Annotated in this window: 18 protein-coding genes and 1 tRNA gene; 6 read left to right on the top strand and 13 right to left on the bottom strand. The window is 62.1% G+C overall.

Going from position 1 to position 20,852, the window contains the following annotated elements; genetic code table 11:
- Position 1: 1 nt before the first annotated feature.
- Positions 2 to 526 (top strand): DUF3515 family protein, encoded by a 525-nt coding sequence (locus CXY70_RS06340; RefSeq protein ID WP_104191546.1) that lies wholly within the window; start codon positions 2 to 4, stop codon positions 524 to 526.
- Positions 527 to 729: 203 nt separating this feature from the next.
- Here CXY70_RS06340 and CXY70_RS06335 read toward each other — a convergent pair whose 3' ends face one another.
- From CXY70_RS06335 to CXY70_RS06295, 9 genes are all read right to left on the bottom strand, one after another.
- Positions 730 to 1,827, bottom strand: coding sequence for a D-alanine--D-alanine ligase family protein (locus CXY70_RS06335; protein WP_104191545.1), 1,098 nt, complete (start codon positions 1,825 to 1,827; stop codon positions 730 to 732).
- The gene (locus CXY70_RS06330) at positions 1,727 to 2,830 is read right to left on the bottom strand and encodes an NAD(P)H-dependent glycerol-3-phosphate dehydrogenase (RefSeq protein WP_104191544.1); all 1,104 of its coding nucleotides are present in this window, start codon (positions 2,828 to 2,830) and stop codon (positions 1,727 to 1,729) included. The genes CXY70_RS06335 and CXY70_RS06330 overlap by 101 nt, the downstream gene beginning before the upstream one ends.
- A 37-nt stretch (positions 2,831 to 2,867) precedes the next feature.
- Positions 2,868 to 3,665: a 1-acyl-sn-glycerol-3-phosphate acyltransferase gene (locus tag CXY70_RS06325; RefSeq protein WP_233205778.1), complete on the bottom strand. Its 798-nt coding sequence runs from the start codon at positions 3,663 to 3,665 to the stop codon at positions 2,868 to 2,870.
- A 7-nt stretch (positions 3,666 to 3,672) separates the two neighbouring features.
- Positions 3,673 to 4,980, bottom strand: a complete 1,308-nt coding sequence (gene murA, locus CXY70_RS06320) for a UDP-N-acetylglucosamine 1-carboxyvinyltransferase (protein WP_233205797.1) — start codon at positions 4,978 to 4,980, stop codon at positions 3,673 to 3,675.
- 169 nt (positions 4,981 to 5,149) lie between these two features.
- Positions 5,150 to 5,776 carry a 3-isopropylmalate dehydratase small subunit gene (gene leuD, locus CXY70_RS06315; RefSeq protein WP_104191543.1) on the bottom strand — a complete coding sequence of 209 codons (627 nt, stop codon included), beginning with the start codon at positions 5,774 to 5,776 and terminating at the stop codon, positions 5,150 to 5,152.
- 2 nt (positions 5,777 to 5,778) lie between these two features.
- A complete protein-coding gene (gene leuC / locus CXY70_RS06310; protein ID WP_104191542.1) occupies positions 5,779 to 7,239 on the bottom strand; it encodes a 3-isopropylmalate dehydratase large subunit in 1,461 nt (486 codons plus the stop codon).
- A 164-nt stretch (positions 7,240 to 7,403) separates the two neighbouring features.
- Entirely contained in the window at positions 7,404 to 8,195 is a 792-nt protein-coding gene (locus CXY70_RS06305; RefSeq protein ID WP_104191541.1) for a PP2C family serine/threonine-protein phosphatase, read from the bottom strand.
- 37 nt (positions 8,196 to 8,232) lie between these two features.
- Entirely contained in the window at positions 8,233 to 9,258 is a 1,026-nt protein-coding gene (locus CXY70_RS06300; protein WP_104191540.1) for a TerC family protein, read from the bottom strand.
- 245 nt (positions 9,259 to 9,503) lie between these two features.
- A complete protein-coding gene (locus CXY70_RS06295) occupies positions 9,504 to 10,682 on the bottom strand; it encodes an Ig-like domain-containing protein (protein ID WP_233205796.1) in 1,179 nt (392 codons plus the stop codon).
- 379 nt (positions 10,683 to 11,061) lie between these two features.
- On the opposite strand from CXY70_RS06295, the gene CXY70_RS06290 reads away from it, so the two are divergent.
- On the top strand, positions 11,062 to 12,195 hold the full coding sequence (locus CXY70_RS06290) for a class I SAM-dependent methyltransferase (RefSeq protein WP_104191538.1): 1,134 nt from the start codon (positions 11,062 to 11,064) through the stop codon (positions 12,193 to 12,195).
- 100 nt (positions 12,196 to 12,295) lie between these two features.
- Here CXY70_RS06290 and CXY70_RS06285 read toward each other — a convergent pair whose 3' ends face one another.
- Positions 12,296 to 13,003 (bottom strand): histidine phosphatase family protein, encoded by a 708-nt coding sequence (locus tag CXY70_RS06285; RefSeq protein ID WP_104191537.1) that lies wholly within the window; start codon positions 13,001 to 13,003, stop codon positions 12,296 to 12,298.
- 82 nt (positions 13,004 to 13,085) lie between these two features.
- Positions 13,086 to 13,158, bottom strand: a tRNA-Glu gene (locus CXY70_RS06280).
- A gap of 141 nt (positions 13,159 to 13,299) precedes the next feature.
- On the opposite strand from CXY70_RS06280, the gene CXY70_RS06275 reads away from it, so the two are divergent.
- The 4 genes from CXY70_RS06275 (at position 13,300) to CXY70_RS06260 (ending at position 16,895) form a co-directional block, all read left to right on the top strand.
- Positions 13,300 to 13,950: an MBL fold metallo-hydrolase gene (locus CXY70_RS06275; RefSeq protein WP_104191536.1), complete on the top strand. Its 651-nt coding sequence runs from the start codon at positions 13,300 to 13,302 to the stop codon at positions 13,948 to 13,950.
- 124 nt (positions 13,951 to 14,074) lie between these two features.
- Positions 14,075 to 14,830: an ABC transporter ATP-binding protein gene (locus CXY70_RS06270; RefSeq protein ID WP_104191535.1), complete on the top strand. Its 756-nt coding sequence runs from the start codon at positions 14,075 to 14,077 to the stop codon at positions 14,828 to 14,830.
- Complete coding sequence (locus tag CXY70_RS06265; RefSeq protein WP_104191534.1) at positions 14,827 to 16,116, top strand: ABC transporter permease; 1,290 nt, start codon at positions 14,827 to 14,829, stop codon at positions 16,114 to 16,116. Before CXY70_RS06270 ends, CXY70_RS06265 begins: the two co-directional genes overlap by 4 nt.
- Before the next feature lie 26 nt (positions 16,117 to 16,142).
- Positions 16,143 to 16,895: a TetR/AcrR family transcriptional regulator gene (locus CXY70_RS06260; RefSeq protein ID WP_104191533.1), complete on the top strand. Its 753-nt coding sequence runs from the start codon at positions 16,143 to 16,145 to the stop codon at positions 16,893 to 16,895.
- Between the two features lie 19 nt (positions 16,896 to 16,914).
- Here CXY70_RS06260 and CXY70_RS17760 read toward each other — a convergent pair whose 3' ends face one another.
- The gene (locus tag CXY70_RS17760) at positions 16,915 to 17,817 is read right to left on the bottom strand and encodes a response regulator (protein WP_158250926.1); all 903 of its coding nucleotides are present in this window, start codon (positions 17,815 to 17,817) and stop codon (positions 16,915 to 16,917) included.
- A 4-nt stretch (positions 17,818 to 17,821) separates the two neighbouring features.
- The gene (locus tag CXY70_RS06250; RefSeq protein ID WP_104191531.1) at positions 17,822 to 20,659 is read right to left on the bottom strand and encodes a hybrid sensor histidine kinase/response regulator; all 2,838 of its coding nucleotides are present in this window, start codon (positions 20,657 to 20,659) and stop codon (positions 17,822 to 17,824) included.
- Between the last annotated feature and the right edge of the window lie 193 nt (positions 20,660 to 20,852).

The following is a 20,852-nucleotide window of genomic DNA, read 5'->3' as shown; positions in this document are numbered from 1 at the left end:
GATGTCTCACCCATTCCTGCTCCTTTCCACTGTTCCGTTTCGTTCCGTCGCCGTCGCCTCTGTGCTGGCGACCTCGCTGTTGCTGGCCGGCTGCGCCACGGCCGTACCTCTGACCCCGGCCGCCGACGCGAACAATGTGGCCTGCGCCGACGTGATCGTGCATCTGCCGTCCACCGTCGCCGATCAGGCGTCCCGGGAAACGAACGCTCAGGCGACAGGCGCCTGGGGTGACCCGGCCGCCGTGTTGCTGCACTGTGGTGTTCCGGTTCCGGCTCCCACGACGCTGCCATGCCTGAATATTAACGGCATCGACTGGATCGAAGACGACGCCGACGCCCCGACCTACCGCTACACGACCTATGGGCGCGACCCGGCCATCGAAATCGTGATCGACTCCGAAGCGGTGAGCGGCTCGACGGCGCTCATCGACGTCGCCAACGCGGTCGCGTATGTGCCGGCCACCGGTTTCTGCGTCGGCGCCGAGGACGTGCAGCTGCCCACTGACGGGGCCACGACCGCCCCGTAGAACCTCGGCCCCCCGCGCGCTCTGTGGCGACCGGTGCGGCCACGCGGGAGTTGCGCCGCTACGCGGGAGGCGAAACTCCCACGGACTGGCGCAGGTCCAGCGTCGCGCGTGGCGCTGGAGTTCTGGCCAGACGCCAACTTCCGTGCACTGGCGCATGTCCAGCGCAGCTCGAGCGAAAACTCGCAGGCGGCGTCCCCGAAGGGTCAGGAGCCGTGACGGGCATGGGCGATGGCCACAGAGATAAGTTCGTCGATCAGCTCCGGGTAGGTATAGCCGCTGGCCAGCCAGCAGGTCGGAAACATCGAGATGCTGGTGAACCCTGGCATGGTGTTGATTTCGTTGATCACCCAGCCGGTTGCCGTCAGGAAGAAGTCGACCCGGGCCAGGCCAGCCCCGCCGATCGCCTCGAAAGCGGCTATGGCCAAACGTTGCACCTCAGCCAATTCTGCCGCTGATAGCGGTGCGGGGCAGACCAGCTCCACTCCCGGAGCATCCAGGTACTTTGCGGCGAAGTCGTAGAAGTCACGGCCGGTCACGACGACCTCGCCGGCTAGGGAGGCACGGGTCGGTTCCCCCGGGCGTCCCTGCAGCACCGCAATCTCGAGTTCCCGTCCGACGAGGCCGGATTCAATGAGTACCTTGTTGTCTTCGGCGAGACTGACAGCCATGGCCTCGGCCAGCTGGTCCGGTGTCGCCACCCGGCTGACGCCGACGCTCGACCCGGCGCGCGCCGGCTTCACGAAGGCGGGCAGGCCGAGCTGCTCGAGGGCGGCGTAACCCATGCCAGGGTCCCGCGCCCAGTCATCCGCTGTCAGGGTGCGCCACGGCGCCACTGGCAGGGCGGCCTGCTGAAAGACGGTCTTGGCAAAGTGCTTGTCCATCCCCAGAGCGGATGCGAGAACTCCCGATCCGATATACGGCAGACCGAGCAGGTCGAGCATGCCCTGAATGGTACCGTCCTCGCCAAACGGTCCATGCAAAATCGGGAAGATGAGATCGACGGAACCGAGCGAACGCTCGCCAAACGCGTCGACAACGGTCAGTTCCCGGCTCGATGCGCTCTGCGGCCAGCGCACCCGGGTGCCATTGTCGGCGACAACGGGCAACGCCTGCGCGTTGAGGGCAAACTTGGCCGGGTCGTTGTCTTCGAGGACGTACGCGCCGTCGCGGGTGATTCCAACCGGGATGACGGTATAACACTCAGGGTCGAGGGCTGCCAGCACTCCGCCCGCCGTGGCGCAGCTGATCGAGTGTTCGCTGGAACGCCCTCCAAAGAGAAGCACCACCGTGAGCTTGTCCATCGTCAAGTGTCCTTTCGCCCTGCGGTTCGCCGGAGTCAGTTGTGAGGTGCGGCGCAATGTCGCGGGGGTTGAGTGTGCCCTCGAGCACCTGGCGGACCTGTTCCACGATCGGCATCTCGACGCCCTTGGCGCGGGCCAGTTCGAGAACGGGTTTGACAGAGGCGAGGCCTTCGGTGGTCTGCTGCATCTGTTTGACGACGTCGTTGATGCTGTAGCCCTGGCCGAGCAACCGCCCGGCCGTGTTGTTCCGCGACAGCGGCGACTGGCAGGTGGCGATGAGGTCGCCGAGGCCGGCCAGGCCGGCCAGAGTCTCGGGCTGAGCGCCGTAGGCGACGGCGAAGTCGGTCATTTCGACGAGGCCCCGGGTGATGATCGAGGCCTTGGTGTTCTCGCCGTAACCGACGCCGTCAACGATGCCGATGGCAACCGCGATGAGGTTTTTCAGCACGCCGCCGAACTCGGTACCGATGACATCCGTGTTCACGTAGGAGCGAAAGTAGCGGTTGGTGGCCAGTTTGGCCACGGCCTGCGCGGTTTCGAGGCTCGAGGACGAGACGACGGCCCCGGTGGGCTGTTCCTTGGCTATTTCGAGCGCAAGGTTGGGCCCGCTGATCGCCGCGATGCGAGCGGGGTCGATGCGCAGCACCTCTTCGATCACCGTGCTCATGCGCATGCCGGTCGACCGTTCGACGCCCTTCATGAGCGAGACGATGATCGCATTCTCAGCCAGGTACGGCTCGACCTGATTCAGGTTTTCGCGCAGGGACTGGCTCGGAACCGAGACGAAGACCATTTCGGCGCCGGCCAGAGCCAGGTCGAGGCGGCTCGTGGCGCGCAGGCCAACGGGTAGGTTCACGCCGGGCAGGTAATCGCTGTTGCGGCGCGCTTCGGAGATTTCGCGGGCCAACTCGGGTCGGCGAGCCCACAGAACGACGTCCGCTCCGCCATCCGTCAGAATTTTGGCGAAGGTCGTTCCCCAACTGCCCGCACCAAGAACGGCCACCCGAGTGCCTGGTTGAACCTTCGGCAGCTGGGGGGTTCTAGGCTTCAAAACGACCGGTCTCTCTCTGATTGTGCTCCGACGGATTCCACCGTTTGGCCGGGGCTTTCTCGCCGCGCAGGTCTTCAAGCAGCGCGGTGATGGCCAGCATCACGACGGCGGTCGCCTCGTTGAGCGTTGCCGTGTCGAGGCTACGCCCGCGAAACTGGGAGAGGTCGATCGGGTCGCCGATCTTCACGGTGATGGTTTTGCGCGGAAACAGGCTGACCTTCTTGGAATACCGTTCCATCAGGTGCTGGCTGCCCCAGTGGGCGGCCGGCACGATGGGAATCCCCTGCTCAAGCGCGATGCGAACGGCCCCGGTCTTGCCGCGCATCGGCCACAGGTCAGGATCACGGGTGAGGGAACCTTCCGGATACACCACGACGATCTGACCCTTTTCGGCCAAACGCTGGGCGGCTTTGACCGGCTCGCTCCCGCGCACCGATCCGCCGCGCTGCACCGGGATCTGGCCCGATTTGCGCAGGACAGCGCCGATGACGGGAATCTCGAAAACGGATGCTTTCGCCAGAAATCGTGGCAACCGCCCCAGCTTCCAGGCAACGACTCCCATGACCACGGGGTCAATCTCGCTGTAGTGGTTGGGTGAGAACACGAACGCGCCGCTGCGCGGAAACTTGTGCGCGTCGATGATGTCGTACCGTGCGGCCAGATTCATGATCGGCAGGATCAGGCCGGCGAGAATCCAGAACGCGCTTGGCCTGCTCTTCTCCGAACGAATACGAGTCGGCGGTGCGGATGACTGGGCAGTTACGGGCACGTCGTTATTTTCAGGCACGCGCCTATTATCCTTCGAGATCGAAGTCCGCCCCCAAAAGCCGCAGTTTACCGATGAAGTTCTCGTACCCGCGGCTAATGATTCCCACGTTACTGACCGTCGAGGTGCCCTCGGCCGAAAGTGCCGCGATCAAGTGGCTGAAGCCACCGCGCAGGTCGGGCACGATGATGTCGGCGCCGCGCAGCTTCGTCGGACCGGTAATGACGGCCGAGTGATTGAAATTGCGCTGGCCAAACCGGCACGTGTGCCCACCGAGGCATTCCCTATGAATTTGAATGGTCGCGCCCATCTCAACGAGCGCGTCGACGAAGCCGAACCGCTGCTCGTACACCGTTTCGTGCACGATCGACGTTCCGTGTGCCTTGGTCAATGCGATGACAAGCGGTTGCTGCCAGTCCGTCATGAAGCCGGGGTGAACGCCTGTTTCGATAATGACGGGCTTGAGGTCACCGCCGGGGTGGTAGAAGCGGATACCATCGTCGCAAATGTCAAAGGCGCCACCGACCTTGCGGAAGACATTGAGGAACGTGATCATCTCAGCCTGCCGGGCGCCACCGACGAAGATGTCGCCGTCGGTAGCGAGTGCTGCGGCGGCCCAGCTCGCGGCCTCGTTGCGGTCAAACAGGGCACGATGATTGTATCCGACCAAGCGCTCGACGCCCTCGATGCGGATCACCCGGTCAGTATCGACCGTGATGATGGCACCCATCTTCTGCAGAATATTAATGAGATCCATGATCTCTGGCTCGATCGCCGCGCCCTTGAGCTCGGTGAGACCCTCGGCCCTCACTGCGGTGAGCAGCACCTGCTCGGTGGCGCCCACGCTCGGGTACGGCAGCTCGAGTTTGGCGCCCTTCAGACCGTTCGGTGCCGACATACGGATGCCGTTGGGCTGCTTTTCGACGACGGCGCCAAACTTGCGCAGCACCTCAAGGTGAAAGTCGATCGGCCGGTCGCCGATGCGGCAGCCACCGAGGTCGGGAATGAAGGCTTCGCCAAGCCGGTGCAGCAGCGGACCACAGAACAAAATGGGGATGCGCGAGGAACCCGCGTGGGCGTCGATCGCGGCGAAGTGCGCGCTTTCCACGTCGACCGGGTCAAGCACGAGGGTTCCGGGCTCGTCACCCTCGGTTACCTTGACGCCGTGCACCTCGAGCAGACCGCGAACGATCCGAACATCGCTGATGTTCGGAACGTCCTTGAGGACGCTCGGGGTTTCACCGAGCAGGGCTGCGACCATGGCCTTGGTGACGAGGTTCTTCGCCCCCTTCACCTCGATGCGACCCACCAGCGGAATACCGCCGCGGATGGTGATTTTGTCGGCGGTGAGACCGACGGATGCCCCGTGGTTCTGAGCACTGCCCCGCTCGTTCGCGTCGTCGTGCTGACTGGCACCGTTCAAATTCTTCGCTTCTTGATCACGCCGGGCTTCGCTGAGAGTGCTCACAAAATACCTGTCCTGGTGCAAATTGGTGCAATACAAATTACTGCAAATTGACGCGGGCCGGATCTGCGGAGAGCGCCGGAAGGGTGCGGGGCAACCACGACTCGCGCGTCCCTTCGAATTCCTTTATCCGCGCTTCGTCACGCAGAGTCAACCCGATGTCATCGAGACCTTCGAGCAGCCGCCATCTAGTGTAATCGTCGATTTCGAATCTCACGGTCAGATCCCCGACACGCACTGTTTTACTCACCAGATCCACGGTCAACTCCACCCCGGGGGCGCACTCGATGAGGTTCCACAGGGTTTCGGCATCCGCTTCGCTGATTTGGCCGGCGAGCAAGCCCTGTTTGCCGGAGTTTCCGCGAAAGATATCGCCGAACCGGGGGCTGAGCACCACGTCGAAGCCGTAATCGCGCAGCGCCCAGACGGCGTGTTCGCGCGATGATCCAATTCCGAAGTCGGTCCCGGCGATGAGCACGCGACCGCCCTGATACTCCTTCTTATTGATGACGAAGTCGGGGTCGAGGCGCCAGGCCGCGAACAACGCGTCCTCAAAGCCGGTGCGCGTAACGCGCTTGAGATGCACGGCGGGAATGATCTGGTCGGTATCGACATTGGAACGGCGCAGCGGTACCGCGATGCCGGTGACGGTGGTGAATTTCTGCATGGTTACTGGTCTCCAGCCTGATCGAGATCCCACGGACTACTGAGCGTGCCGCGAATGGCCGTGGCGGCAGCGACGAGCGGCGACACCAGGTGGGTGCGCCCGCCCTTTCCCTGACGTCCTTCAAAGTTGCGGTTACTGGTCGACGCGCAGCGTTCGCCGGGTTCCAGCTGGTCGGGGTTCATGCCGAGGCACATCGAACAGCCGGCGAAGCGCCATTCGGCTCCGAAGTCGAGGAAGATCTGGTCGAGCCCCTCGGCTTCGGCCTCGATGCGCACCCGGGCAGAGCCGGGAACAACCATCATGCGCAAGCCCGCGGCTTTGGTTTTGCCCTTGATGATTTCGGCGGCGGCGCGCAGATCTTCGACCCGGCTGTTGGTGCAGGAGCCGAGAAAAACGGTATCGACCCGAATGTCCTTCATCGGGGTGCCGGCCGCGAGGTCCATATATTCCAGGGCCCGCTCGGCCGCCGAGCGCTCGTTGGCGTCGACGATCTCGGCGGGGTTCGGAACAGATCCGCTCAGGGATACGCCCTGTCCGGGGTTGGTACCCCAGGTCACAAACGGTTCGAGCTCGTTGGCGTCGATGATGATCTCGGCGTCGTAGGTCGCGCCTTCGTCGGTGGCCAGCGTCTCCCAGTAAGAGACGGCAGCGTCCCAGTCAACGCCGCGGGGCGCGTGGGCCCGGCCTTCAAGGTAGTCATAGGTGACCTGGTCGGGGGCGACCATGCCGGCACGGGCGCCGGCTTCGATCGACATGTTGCAGATGGTCATGCGCCCCTCCATGGAGAGTGCCCTGATGGCCTCACCACGGTATTCGAGCACGTAACCGGCCCCCCCACCGGTTCCGATTTTGGCAATCACGGCGAGAATGATGTCTTTCGCGGTTACCCCGGCGCGCAACGTACCGTTGACCGTGATGGCCATGGTTTTGAACGGGTTTAGCGGCAGAGTCTGCGTGGCCATGACGTGCTCGACCTCGCTCGTGCCGACACCGAGCGCCATTGCGCCGAACGCACCGTGGGTGGACGTGTGCGAGTCTCCACACACCACGGTAATTCCGGGCTGGGTCAGGCCAAGCTGCGGGCCGACGACGTGCACGATGCCCTGTTCGATGTCACCGAGCGAGTGCAGGCGCACCCCGTATTCGGCGCAGTTACGGCGCAGGGTCTCGATCTGGGTACGGCTGGTGAGGTCGGCGATGGGCTTGTCGATGGCGAGCGTTGGAGTGTTGTGGTCCTCGGTCGCGATGGTCAGGTCGGGCCGACGCAGCATGCGATTAGCCAGTCTCAGGCCGTCGAAGGCTTGCGGGCTGGTGACCTCGTGCAGCAGGTGCAGATCGATAAAGATCAGGTCAGGCGTACCGTCCTCACCCTTGGTGACGAGGTGCTTGTCCCAGACCTTTTCGGCCAGGGTACGAAGGCCAGTGCCGGAGTCTCTTTGCGAAGTGGATATTACGTTAGTCATTTTGAGCGTCTTCCTCACGAATCGATGGCAGCCACACCGAACTCCGCGACGAGGGAGGCCTCAGTACAGGGACTCGTCGCGGCACAGAAGAAGTCGGCTCAGCACCACGGCTTCAGGGTAACACCTCGCCCAGCCACTCGGCTCGCAAACGCGGGCTGGAACGGTCAGTCGAACGCAGACTCCACGTAAACGACGCTCACATTGTCGCGTCCGCCCTGCTCGAGGGCTTCATCAACGAGAATGTCAGCGACGCTGCGCCCTGCGGCATCCAGACGGATGTCCATGGCCAAGACTCGCGCGATCGCCGCGTCGTCGAGTTCTTTGGTCAGTCCGTCGGAGCAGATCAAAAAGGACTGGTGCGCCAGGGCTGGCAGCAGCCAGACGTCGGCATCGACAAACTCATCGGCGCCGATCGCCCGGGTAATGACGTTGCGCTCGGGGTGTTTCTCGGCGTCGTCGACTGAAATCAGGCCAGCGTCGACCATCTCCTGCACTGCGGAATGGTCAACGGACAACTGGGCCAAAACACCGTCGGTCCAGGTGTATACGCGTGAATCGCCGACGTTGAAGGCCATCCAGTGGTAGCCGCCGGAATCGCCGGCATCGACGAAGGCGATGCCGGCGAGGGTGGTGCCCGACACTGCGGTGCCGTAGTCATCGGCTGCGCTCAAATCGCGTACGGCGTCGTTTGAAGAGTGGATGGCGTCGAGGATACGCTCCGGCGTCGAGGGCAGGTCGCGCGCGATGTGCTCGTCAAACACCCGAAGTACCGTCTGGCTGGCGACCTCACCCTGGGCGTGCCCGCCCATGCCATCGGCCACGAGGAACACTGGGGACTGCGCGAGAACGCTGTCCTCATTGACCTTGCGCACGCTGCCGACATCGGTGCGCACGCTGTAAGAGAGACGGGCGACAGCGGTGGAAAGTTCAATCCTGCTCTGCTGCTGCAGAGTCATGAGAGCCCCCCGTTCGCCGACGCCCGGCCTCGACCTGTCATTCGTTGGCGTTTACCGAAATCTCTTCGGCCAGCGTGTGGCCACGCTCTTTGGCATCGTGACCAGCCTTGATCAGGCTCGCCACGGTGGCAACGGCCATGCTGCCGATAATCACGCCGAGCGAGGTCCAGGTGCCGATCTCGGGCGCCCACAACATGGGATCACCACCGTTGATGAAGGGGACTTCGTTGGTGTGCATCGCGTGCAGCACGAGCTTGACGCCGATAAAGCCGAGAATAACCGCGATGCCGTACTTGAGGTATTCAAGACGTTCAAGCAGTCCGCCGAGGAGGAAGTACAGCTGGCGCAGGCCCATGAGAGCGAAGATATTGGCGGTGAACACGATGAACGGGCTCGTCGTGATGCCAAAGATCGCGGGAATGGAATCGAGGGCGAAGATGAGGTCGGTGGTGCCGATCGCGATGAACACGATGAGCATCGGCGTAAAGATCTTCTTGCCATCGACCAGCGTGCGAACCTTAGAGCCGTCAAATTCTGACGAGATGCGAATGCGGCGGCGAAGCAGGCGGATGACGCCGTTCTCTTTTTCTTCTGTCTCTGCCTCAGAGGAGAACGCTTGCTTCACTGCCGTGTAAAACAGGAACGCGCCAAAGATATAGAAGATCCAGGCATAGCTTTCGATCAGCTGGGCGCCGAGCAGAATGAAGATCCCGCGCAGCACGAGAGCAATGATGATACCCACCATCAGGACTTCCTGCTGGTATTTTCGCGGTACGGAGAACCGGGCCATGATGATGACAAAGACAAACAGGTTATCGATCGACAGGCTGTACTCGGTTAGCCAGCCGGCGAGAAATTGACCAGCATGTTCGGCGTCACCGAGAACCAGCATCAAGAGCGCAAAAATGAGCGCAAGACCGACGTAGAACGCCACCCAGAGCCCGGCCTCGCGCATACTTGGAACGTGCGGGCGCTTGTAGACGATGAGCAGGTCGGCGACCAGAATAAGGGTCAAAACGACCAATGATCCAGCTTCGAACCAGAGAGGCAGGGCGAGTTCCACAGGGGCCTTTCAAAAGGATGAGGGGGTCGGGTATAGCAGAACCCGAAAGTCTCTCCCGCACCGATAGCGTCCAAACGGAACCAATCGATACCACCGCGACCGGGGCCCCGCCAGCGCGGCCCGTATTGACGATCGCGACATAGAACCCGATCGGGCCCAGAGGGATACTCCCCTTCGCTTGAAAAATCCTATCAGTGTGGCCGCCCCACGCGCACCGGTCGGAAAAGCACGCGTGCGCAGTCTGCTCAGTGACTGATGTGACGGGGAATAGTCCGGTTCCGGTTTCGGAGCCGCAGGATCAGCATGAGGACACCTGCCAGAAACAGAAGGATTGCAGGGCCGCCAGCCGCTGTCGCCGCGGGGACGATAACGCTGGTTACAATGGCGCCGTTTGCATTAGCTGTGACGGTTGACAGCAGCACGGGTGTGGAGTGAATCCAAACCTGAACGGACTCCCCTGGATCGAAATCGGCGCCGGTCACAGCGAGTGACTGCAGCGTGGAACCCGCGTTTATGGCCAGCGAGGGTCTGGTGGTGTCCAGGGTGATGGTCTGGCTCCCCGTTCCGGCAACGCCGCCGGCGGTGATGGTGACGACGACCGGGTAGACACCATCGGAACCAAGGTCAGCCACGGGCACCGAGAATGCGCCGTCCGTGACGATCGATGCGACGGTACGGCCGTCGATCAGCACGGAAACGACGCTGCCATTAGCCGCGTCGGTCGTGCCGGAGATCGTCGGTGCCGCGTCGTTGGTCAGGCGCATGGCGCCCCCGGTGATCGTGACCCGAGGAGCCACGGCCACGCGGTACGACTGGGTGGCCATTCCGATATTGCCCGCCACGTCCGTAATCGAGACGGTGACGGTGTGCTCGCCCTCGCCCAGTGCCGCGGCCGTCACCGACCAGGTACCACCCGCAACAACCGTGGCCACACGCTGGTCAGCAACGAGCACAGTGACCATCGTGCCATCGCCCGCATCCGTCGTATCCAACGTCAGACTCTGACTCCCTGGTCCATCAACGCCGCCGACAGCAATGGTGACAACGACCGGGTAGACACCATCGGCACCAAGGTCGGCCACGAGCACCGCGTCGGTCGTACCGGAGATCGTCGGTGTCCGGTCGTTAGTGAGGAGCGTGGCCCCGCCGGCGATCATCACGGTCGGGACGCTCACGTCCTCGGTCGAAAACAACTTTGTAATACGCATATTGCCAACGATCGTGGCAGTGATCGACCAGGAGTAGCTGGCCGAGTCGGTTCGCGTGCCCGCCACCGTTCCGGTAACGGGATCCAGCGTGATCCCAGGCGGTAATTGTCCCGCCGTCACGGCCCAGGCCACGTCCCCAGCGCGGTAGTGGCGGCAGCAACGCCGCCGACCAGCATTGAACCGATCAGGACGGCCACCCCGACAGCGCCGGTCCATCGGAACGCAATCGTCGTCCGTCGCGTTGGGGCGGAGTGTCTGGCACGACGAACTGGTGGCCTGCCGGTCGGTGAAGTGCGAAATGGCATGGAGCGTGCTTTCGTCAAGGTACGCCATTCCCCCAATGGAGTTTCACGGAGAGCCTCGAGTCGTCGAACTACCGAACTCCCAGACTGGCGCATGCAATGGGCATTACTCCAAAATCGAAATCACCCACTAAGAGGAAAAAACGTCCGTCTACTCCGCAGATGGGTGACTCATCACATATACAAGTCAGCCCTGGGTGCGTCCCCGCCGGCGGCGCCCGGTAGTACGGAATTCAGCGGGCACCCCTCGGCGGCGATCTATAGTTGAAGGCTATGACTATGCACCGGGTTCGATGACTTCCGCAGCCAACGACCGCGCATACGTTCGCTGGGCCCAGGAAGGCAGTACGGCCTCAGCACTCTGGCGTTCAGCCAATGGCGCGCCGGCCCCCCGGAACGTCGTGCCCGTTGATGACACCATCACAGCGGATGCCGCCTACAGGCTGGCCTCGCAGGGCGTCGCTATGCTCTGGAACGGGGACTTTCAAAACGCCCGCCAGATTCTGACGGCCCTGGAACACCGCACGCGGCCACGTCCCGACAAAACCGATCGTACGACCGGCGAGTTGTTCTATCGGTATCGGCAGAATCGTTCGCATCGGGCCCGGATCCTTGGTCTGCTGCTCGTTCCCCTGCAGGCCGGCAACATCATCGGATTGCGCCGGGCTCCCGACGTTGTCGCGGCCACCGTCGACGCCTATGGGAGCATCGCGGAGGCATCCGTCGTGTCACTGCACGAGGTACTCGGCACGATCGGAGCGCACCAGTGGCGCACCAAGGGCATTCCCGTCGCCGCGCTGACTGCGTCGATCTATCCCCATTACGGCACGTTCTTTCCGGTGCGCAGTGAATACGTCGACCTCGTGGCGAACGCGCCGCTGGCCGCACCAGAGGTAGCCTTCGACATTGGCACCGGCACCGGGGTGCTCGCGGCAGTGCTGGCGACCCGGGGCGTGCCGCGAGTCATCGCAACGGACATCGAGCCGCGAGCTGTCGCATCCGCTCGAGAAACGGTGTCGCAACTCGGGCTCTCCGGGCGCATAGAGGTGCAGCTGGGCGACCTGTTTCCCGAGGGGCGCGCCGATCTCATTGTCTGCAACCCGCCGTGGATTCCGGCGACCGCGCACTCACTGCTCGACGCGGCCGTCTATGACCCTGGCTCTCGGATGCTCAAGGGATTTCTGGCCGGTGTGCTGGGCCATCTGATGCCCGGGGGTGAGGTGTGGCTCGTGCTCTCCGATTTCGCCGAATTGGTGGGGCTGCGCTCCCGCAACGACCTTCTGAAGGTCATCGATGCGGCCGGCCTGCGGGTGATCGGTGTTCTCGAGGCGCCCGCCGTGCACACTCGCGCGACCGACACGAATGACCCACTGCACGCGGTGCGCCAGAGCGAGGTCACCTCGCTTTGGCGCCTCTGCGCCAGCTGACTCCCGCGCTCAACACTCTGGACTGCGATTGCAGTGCGCTCTGCACTACCACCTGCAAAGCGGGTCGACCGGCCCCGGCGATTGTGGGCATGGATATATTTTATGAGCGCACAGTCTGCGGCGCAGCGTGACCGGCCCCGCCGCCGACCGGCGCGTCGGCCCCGCCGGCACTCGAGCGCAGCCAAGACAAGTCCCCCGCATCGGTGTTGATGGCAATGACGTTCGGACGGCTGGGCCCATAACGCACGATCGACACCGAGGCTGGACCGACGGAGATGCGCTGGAACAGGTCAAGGTGCATACCGAGCGCGTCGGCCAGGATCGACTTGATGATGTCACCGTGACTGACTGCCACCCACACGGCGTCCGGCCCAAATTGCGCCTCAAAGAGCGCGTCCTGGCCCCGGATGGCGGCAACCGACCGGGCCTGCATGGTCGCCATCGACTCTCCGCCGGGAAAGACAACGAATGACGGCTGCGTTTGCACGACCGGCCACAGTTTCTCCAGGGCCAGCTCACTGAGCGATCGGCCCTGCCAATCTCCGTAATCACACTCCGTGATGTCCACATTCTCGGAGGTCACCGGGGAACCGGCCTGGTGCTGCAGAATCAGGGCCGAGGTCTGCTGACACCGCTCCAGCGGGCTCGAGACCAGACCAACCAGTGGAACCCCAGCAAGCCGCTCCCCGGTGCGTGCAGCTTGGTCACGACCCACTTGGTCGAGCCCGACGCCGGGGGTTCGCCCGGCTAACACGCCGGTGGCGTTGGCTGTGGTGCGACCGTGCCGCACAAGAATGACTGTGGCCATGCCTACGAGCCTATACAGGCGCACCGACACCGTGAACCAAGAAGGCCCGGCGCCTTCAAGAGAGTAGGCGGCCGGGCAATTGTGACCCCAGCGGGATTCGAACCCGCGTTACCGCCGTGAGAGGGCGATGTCCTAGGCCGCTAAACGATGGGGCCGTTTTTGCAACTTACCGAGTATGCCACACACCGGAGCGCTCTTCCAAACTGAGCGCCTGCGGCGCGCCGGAGCGGCTGTTGACATCATTCAAGAAAGTGGATGCTGTTGCGCCACGACTCGAATCGGGGTTAGCTCAGGGCATGAAACTGACCAAGCTGGAGCATGCTGCCCTGATCGTCGAACTCTCCGGCAAGAAGCTCTATATCGACCCGGGTTCGTTCACCACGGTGCTCACGGGCACGGCGGGCACCGTGGCCGTAGTCATCACCCACGAACACGCCGATCATTGGACTCCGGAACAGCTGGGACGCATCGTCGAAATGAACTCCGACCTACGCATCTTCGCGCCGGCCGGCGTTGCACGGGCCATTGCCGCCGTCGACGCTGATCTCGACGTGACGACGGTGCAGGCCGGTGACGTAATGGAAGTCGCCCCGTTCACCCTGCGCTTCTTTGGCGCTACCCACGCGGTCATCCATGAATCGATCCCAGTGATCGACAACGTCGGAGTTTTCGTGAATGACGAGCTCTACTACGCTGGCGATGCCTTCACCATCCCCGAAGGGGTCGAGGTCGGCACGCTCGCCGTCCCGGCCGCAGCACCCTGGATGAAAATCAGCGAGGCGATGGACTACATCCTGGCGATCAAGCCCAAGCGCAGCTTTCCGACCCATGAGATGCTCCTGTCTCGCGCCGGGAAAGACCTGTCCAACGCGAGATTCCAGAATGTCACCCGGCTCAATGGTGGTGAGTTCTTTCCCCTCGAACCGGGTGACAGCCTCGACCTGTAGACCGACTCAGGCCGAGGTATCCATGCGGAAACGACCCACCCTCAGTCAACGTGCAGCCACTGCAACTTAGAGTGCAGTTACTGCAAATGTGGCCTGTGAGGTCACCAGAAGCGAGGGAAGCGCGATGGACTCCGAGTGGGTAATTGATGCACAGGACCTGGAGAAATCCTATGGGTCGGGTGCGAGCCGGTTCGACGCCCTAAAGGGAGTATCCGTTCAGGTCGCGTTCGGAGAGACCGTGGCGATCGTCGGAAAGAGTGGGTCGGGCAAATCGACCCTCATGCACCTGCTTGCGTTGCTCGACGAGCCCGACCAAGGCAGTCTTCAGGTTGCCGGCAGGGAGGCCAAGTCGCTGTCCAAGCGCGCGGTCAACGAACTGCGCAATAAGGAGTTCGGCTTCGTCTTTCAGCAGTTCTTTCTCACCCCCAACGTGAGCGTGCTCGACAACGTCATCCTGCCGCTGAAGATCGCCGGAATGGGCTCCAAGGAGCGTCGCCGCCGCGGCATGGAAGTTCTCGAACAGCTCGAACTGGCCGACAAAGCCGGCAACAAGGCCACGACCCTCTCGGGCGGGCAGAAGCAGCGCGTCGTGATCGGTCGCGCCCTGGTGAATGCGCCGCGGGTAATCTTCGCCGACGAACCGACCGGAAACCTCGACACCGCCACCGGTGCCGTGGTGGAAGACATCCTGTTCGAGCTCAATCACAACCAAGGCATCACGCTCGTCATCGTCACCCACGACGAGGAACTCGCCGCCCGCTGTGACCGCCAGATCTACATTCGCGACGGACTAATCGTGGCGCACGCCGGTTCGACGCATACCGGGGCGCACGCGCTGGTGACTGCAGCAGCACCGACCACCGCCGGAGGCGCAGCATGAAAGCCAAAGACCTCGTCGCCACCGCTATCTCCAACACTTTTCGCAGCAAGCTTCGCACCACGCTGACCGTTCTGGCCATCTTCGTCGGCGCCTTCACTCTCACACTCACCAACGCCGTCGGCGCCGGCGTCAGCCAGTACGTCGACGCTCAGGTAGGCGCCCTCGGCTCCCCCGACGTGTTTATCGTCACGCAGGCGAGTGACGCCACGACAGCCGGCGACGGCCCGGTCAGGTACGACCCGAATAGTTCAGCGTCTGTCTCCAGCCAACAGGGTCCGCCCGGCACCACAACCAAAGCACTGACAGATTCCGACCTCACCACGATTGGCGAGATTGCAGGTATCACGTCGGTCGATCCGATTCGCGCTGTTCAGCCCGACTACATCGAGTACGCCGGTTCGCAGTACGAGTTCAGCATCAACGCCACCTCCGCCGTCACCACGGCCAACCTCACCGCGGGTGCGCAACTCGACGGCAGCGCCAGTGAAGCGCAACTCGTGCTGCCCGACACCTTCGTGACCCCGCTTGGGTTCGCGTCGGCGGACGACGCGGTGGGGGCATCCGTGTCGATCGGCATCACCGACATTCTCGGCGCGAAGCACACCGTGAACGCCACCGTCGTCGGCGTCTCGCTCGAGAGCCTGCTTGCTGCGGGCGCCGGGGCCAACGACGCGCTGATAGCCGAGCTGGCCGACGCGCAGTCGGGCGGCATCGACACCGCCGTCACAAGTTACGGTGTGGCCGTGGCTCACTTCGACCCAACGCTGTCAGCGGATGCCGTGACCGCGCTCAAGGCTGACCTCGCCACGCAGAACTACACCGCGAGCACCATCGAAGACCAGCTGGGCGCCGTGCAGACGGTGATCAACGGCATCGTGGGGGTACTCAACGCCTTCGCCGTCATTGCCCTGATCGCGGCTGCATTCGGCATTATCAACACCCTGCTGATGAGCGTGCAGGAACGCACCCGCGAGATCGGCCTGATGAAGGCCATGGGCATGAGCGGCGGCAAGGTGTACACCCTGTTCAGCCTCGAAGCCATCGTCATCGGATTCCTCGGCAGCGCCATCGGTGCTGGTGTGGCGATCGGGCTCGGCTCCGCGTTGAGCGCCGTCCTGTCGCAGGGGTTGCTCTCTGGGCTACCGGGATTAAACATCCTCTTGTTTGAGCCGGCATCTGTGGCCTTCGTCATTCTGCTGGTCATGCTGATCGCGTTCCTTTCCGGCACCCTGCCGGCTCAGCGCGCGGCCAAGCAGAACCCGATCGAGTCGCTGCGGTACGAGTAGCTCTGTACCGATTGATAGGACGAGGCATGACCGACACCCCGACGCCACGCACCCAGATACCCGTACGCCCGCAAAGTCGTGAAGACAAGCATCATGAGACGAGGCTGCGCGTGGAAAGAAGTGCCGTCAGCCTCGTTCTGGAATACGGTTTCGACAACGTCACCGTGGGTATGATCTGCAGCCGGAGCGGCATTTCCCAGCGCACCTTCTTCAACTATTTCAAAACCAAGAACGCAGCCATCATCGGCGCCGCACCGCCCACCGTCGATGAAAGTCGGGCCCGGGAATTTATCGCAGCCCCCGGAGATGATCTGCTGCCCGATGTGCTGATCCTGATGAGCGCGATCGGCCCGCGTGATGGCATCGACGACGGTCTTTTCACCGACCGGCTGCGAATCTTCGGGCTACACCCAGAGCTCATGCAGGAGCAGATGGAGCGGATGGCCCGGGTCACCTCCGAGGTCACCGAGCTGGTTTACCTGCGCCTCGGTCGCGGTGCCGCCATCGACACCGAGAATGATGCTGCCCGGGCTTTTCGACACGGGCAGGCCGAATTGCTCACCCACGCCATGATGGGCGTCGCACGTTTTATGGCCATGCAATGGATGCCCGCTCGTGCCTGCCCGACCAAGTCTGTCGCCGGCGCGGAGGCTGAGTCCGACGCCGACGCCGACGCCGGCCCGAATGCGACTGACCAACAATCGGATGCCACCTTGGCCGAGTCGCTAAACCGAACGATCGAGCTGCTTCGCCGCACCCTGATCTTCCCAGGCCCATAGACGTGATCGATGCACGGCGTCAATGCGGGTGGTCGGATTCCAGAGGCAACCACTTTAGTAAAGCTGCGCGCAGCTTGGCCAGATGCAGGGGACGTATGAGGTAATCGTTCATACCGACCCTGCGGGCATAGTCGGCATCGCCGTGCACCGCGCTAACCGTCATGGCCAGGATCGGCATATGTACACCTGGCCCCTCCGCCGCTCGAATGGCCGTAGCCAATTCGAAGGCGTTCATCTGAGGCATTTGGAGGTCAGTGATCAACAGATGGTAGTCGCCCGTTGTCCACAACTCGAGGGCTAGAGCACCGTTGTCTGCCAGGTCGGCCTCGTAGCCGAGCAGGTTCAGCTGCCATAAAATGAGTTTTTGTTTGGTCGGATTACCGCCGGCTACGAGAATACGAGTGGCATCCGGGGCGCGAAGTGTCGTCGGCCTTTTTCCTGCGGGGAAATCCTCGACCGTTAACCGGTCTCGCACCGAGAAACCAGAAGACGACTCCATCGGGCTCGAACCGTTGCTTATTACTGAAGACGTTTCTTCCGACGCTTCCTCATCGTCAGCCCGCGGCAGAAGCCAGTTGATTGCGTCTTGAAGCTCCTGATAATGCAGCGGCTTAGTGATGTACGCGTCACAAGCAGCCTGGCGCGCCCGGTCCTGATCCCGAGACATGGCCATCGCTGTCAGGGCGATCACCGGAATCTCGGCGGTGGCGGGGTCGCTCTTCAGCAAGGCCGTGGCGGCGTACCCGTCCATTCCCGGCAGTTGGATATCCATCAGAATCAAATCTGGCAGTTCAACTCGAGCGAGCAATAGACCGCTCTCAGCATCGACGGCCTCCGACGTGGTGTGGCCCGCCCGGTTCACGAGCAGCGTGGCGAGCTTCATATTGATGGGATTGTCTTCAATGATAAGAATTCTGGCCACATCGCTACCCACCTTTCAGGTCGTCGCGAAGTTCGCCAGACTTCAAAGCGCGCTTGACCTCGGCGATAAAGGACGCTCGGTTAAACTTTTCTGTACCGAGTACGCGCACCGGCTGGGTTGGGTCACTGTCAACCGCCGCTGATTCTTGCTTCGTGAGTGGCTTGCCAGATACGATCAACACTGGGATATGTTCGGTGGTTTCATCGCTCTGCAACGCCAACACAACCTCGTAGCCGCTGAACCCTTCCATCATGAGATTGAGCAACACCAGATCCGGATGCAAACGTTGCGCCATCTCGATGGCCTCGTCTTTTGTGAAAGCGCGCTCGACCGCATACTCCGGACGAGTCAGAAAGCGTGCGATCACGTCAACAGTTTCGGGGTCATCGTCGGCGACCAGAACGCGTCGGGTGCGCCGGGCGTCAGGGCTGAGGCCGAGCGCTTTCAAGGACTGCTGCAGCGCCTGTCGACTGATCGGCTTCTCCAGTACGGCGGCCGCACCGTGCGTCAAGGCCAGGCTCACATCGGTCTCCCCTGCAATGATCACAATCGGAACGGCTGCAAGATCTGAAAACTCGTGCAGGCGAATCAGAAAACCCCAACCGTCCAATCCCGGCAGACGGATGTCGAGAGTTATGAGGCTGAGACGCTGTTTCGGGGCAAGGTCCAAACCCTCCTCACCGCTGCGCGCGATGATGACCTGAAACTCTTCAGCCTCCAGCAAAAGCCGAAGAACCTCGGCCCCTTTGGCGTCGTCCTCAATTACAAGAACAACGTGCTTGTCGGTTTCCCCCTCACCTGCGGGCGCTTGCTGAATACTCTCGGTTACATCGGAAAGAGTCTCTGTCGCCGTGTCCAATGATTCGATCCCAGAGTCAGTTTTGATCTGATTCGCGGAAGCAACCGCGTTGCTTTCGTCTCCGCCAGTGAGGGCCCGTTCCTTCGCCACTTCCGCCGCCGCTTCCGCCAAGTTGCCGACAGTGGGCAGTCTTCCGGTTCCCACTACACTGGCCGCGCCAACGGGGTCGCGGTGCGCCGAAGCTTTGGGCTGGCCGACCGGGCCGGAAGCCGGTTCCAACGTTTTCGATGCTTCTGGCAGTCCGTCGGAGCTCGACGCTTTTGTTTCAACCGGCCAAGCTGGCGCCTGGTCGTCGGTTGCACCCAGTGGAAGCCAGATGGCAAAGCTGGATCCTTCGCCGGTCTCGCTGGCAACAGCAACGGTGCCTCCCTGCAACTCCACCATCTGCTTGACCGTGGCGAGACCGAGTCCGGTGCCTTCGAACTTGCGCGCCAAGGTGCTGTCGATCTGGCTGAAAGCGAGAAAAAGCTTCGACATATTTTCACGCGAGATGCCCATTCCCGTGTCATCGACGCGAATTTCCAGAAAATGATCGACGTCGCTCTTGGACAACGGAAAATCATGCACCGGACGGGAGCCGGCGATCTTGCCCACCGCGCTGCGGGGAACCCTTCTGGCCGTGAGTGTGACCGCACCGAGGTCTGGTGTGAACTTGACGGCATTTGACAGGAGGTTGTAAACGATTTGTTTGGTTTTGCGTCGGTCAAGCATCGGCGTCCCCAGATCGTCCGCTCCGTCGAATACGAGGTGCAGCCCACGGATCAGAGCGTCTTCTCGCACGATCAACAAACTTTGATCCAACAACCGCCGCACATCGACCGATTCCAGCTCAATGTCCATCATCCCCGCCTCGACTTTGGACAAATCGAGAATGTCATTGATCAGCGATAAAAGGTGGTGGCCACTGGAATAAATGTCCCCGATATACTCGCGCTGCGTCGCCGTAAGTTCCCCGATGAGTCCATCCTTGAGAGCCTCTGAAAAGCCGATGATGGCGTTCAAGGGAGTGCGTAGTTCGTGGGACATTGTTGCCAGAAACTCCGTCTTCATGCGGCTGGCGTGTTCCAACTCGATGTTCGTCTTCTGGAGTGCTTGTTCGAACCGCTTGCGTTCTGTCACATCACGGGCCGATGCAAATACACCCTGCACAACCCGATCTCGATCGTAGAAGGTCGCAGCGTTGTACGACACATCGGTCTCGACGCCATCTATGGAGCACACCGTCAGTTCGTAGTCGCTTACCTTACTCTCGGTCAGAGCACGCTTGATGGCCGTGTCCGCCCTTGCCGGATCGGTGAAGAAATTGCGGCACGGGGCGCCGATGAGCTCGTCCCTGGTGCGCCCAGTGAGTTTAATCATCTGCTGGTTCACGTCGGAGATAACCCCCCTGGTGTCGGTCATCATCAGCGCATCAATATTCGATTCAATCAGCGACCGGGTGTAAAACTGCTGGTCGCGCAGCCGCTGATCGAGTAGAGATTGGGCGATCGATGCTTGATTGCGCGCCGTGTCGTCGGTGCTGATCAACAGATAACCGATTATCTCCGTATCGACGTCACGTAGGGCCGTGACCGACACCGTTGTCGGAAAGCGACTCCCGTCCTTTCGAATCGTCGTCAGTTCGTAGATATCCTCGATTCCCCGGCTCGCCTTGTAAGCCAGGGCTTCAAAGCCGGGTTGAATTGTGCTACCAAACTCGGCGCTCAACCGCGCCGCTCGGGCGATGATTTCGTCCGGGTCGTGCATATCCCCTGGCACGCCCGTATTCACGACATCCTCGGACTTGTAGCCGAGCATGCGCTGCGCGCCGACGTTGAAGATTTGTATGACACCCTTGGCATCGGTAGCGACGCACGCAAAGTTGGCACTATTGAAGATGGCATGCTGCAGGCTCACCGTCTGTTCCAACATGTTCTTGTCAGCGACATACTTCTGCGCATTCGAATAACTGTCGTTGCTCAGAGTCGGCTCTTCAGCACTCATTCCGTCCTGGCTTGACAACCGGGCGTCGTCCTCACGTCGGGGTTGTGTCATGTCCATCACGCCCTCCGTGACCTATCACTACGCTAACGGCGATTAATGATGTGGAACGTTTTGCAGTTAGGTCGAGAGACACGCGGTTGGCAGGTTCGACGGGCTTGATTGCCGCGAGTCGACCGGAGAATTTCCCTCGCCT

The sequence above is a fragment of the Cryobacterium sp. Y82 genome, assembly GCF_002929495.1.
Taxonomy (GTDB): Bacteria; Actinomycetota; Actinomycetes; order Actinomycetales; family Microbacteriaceae; genus Cryobacterium; species Cryobacterium serini.
The sequence above is the reverse complement of the archived record's forward strand: the minus strand, read 5'-3'. Positions and strand labels throughout refer to the sequence as shown.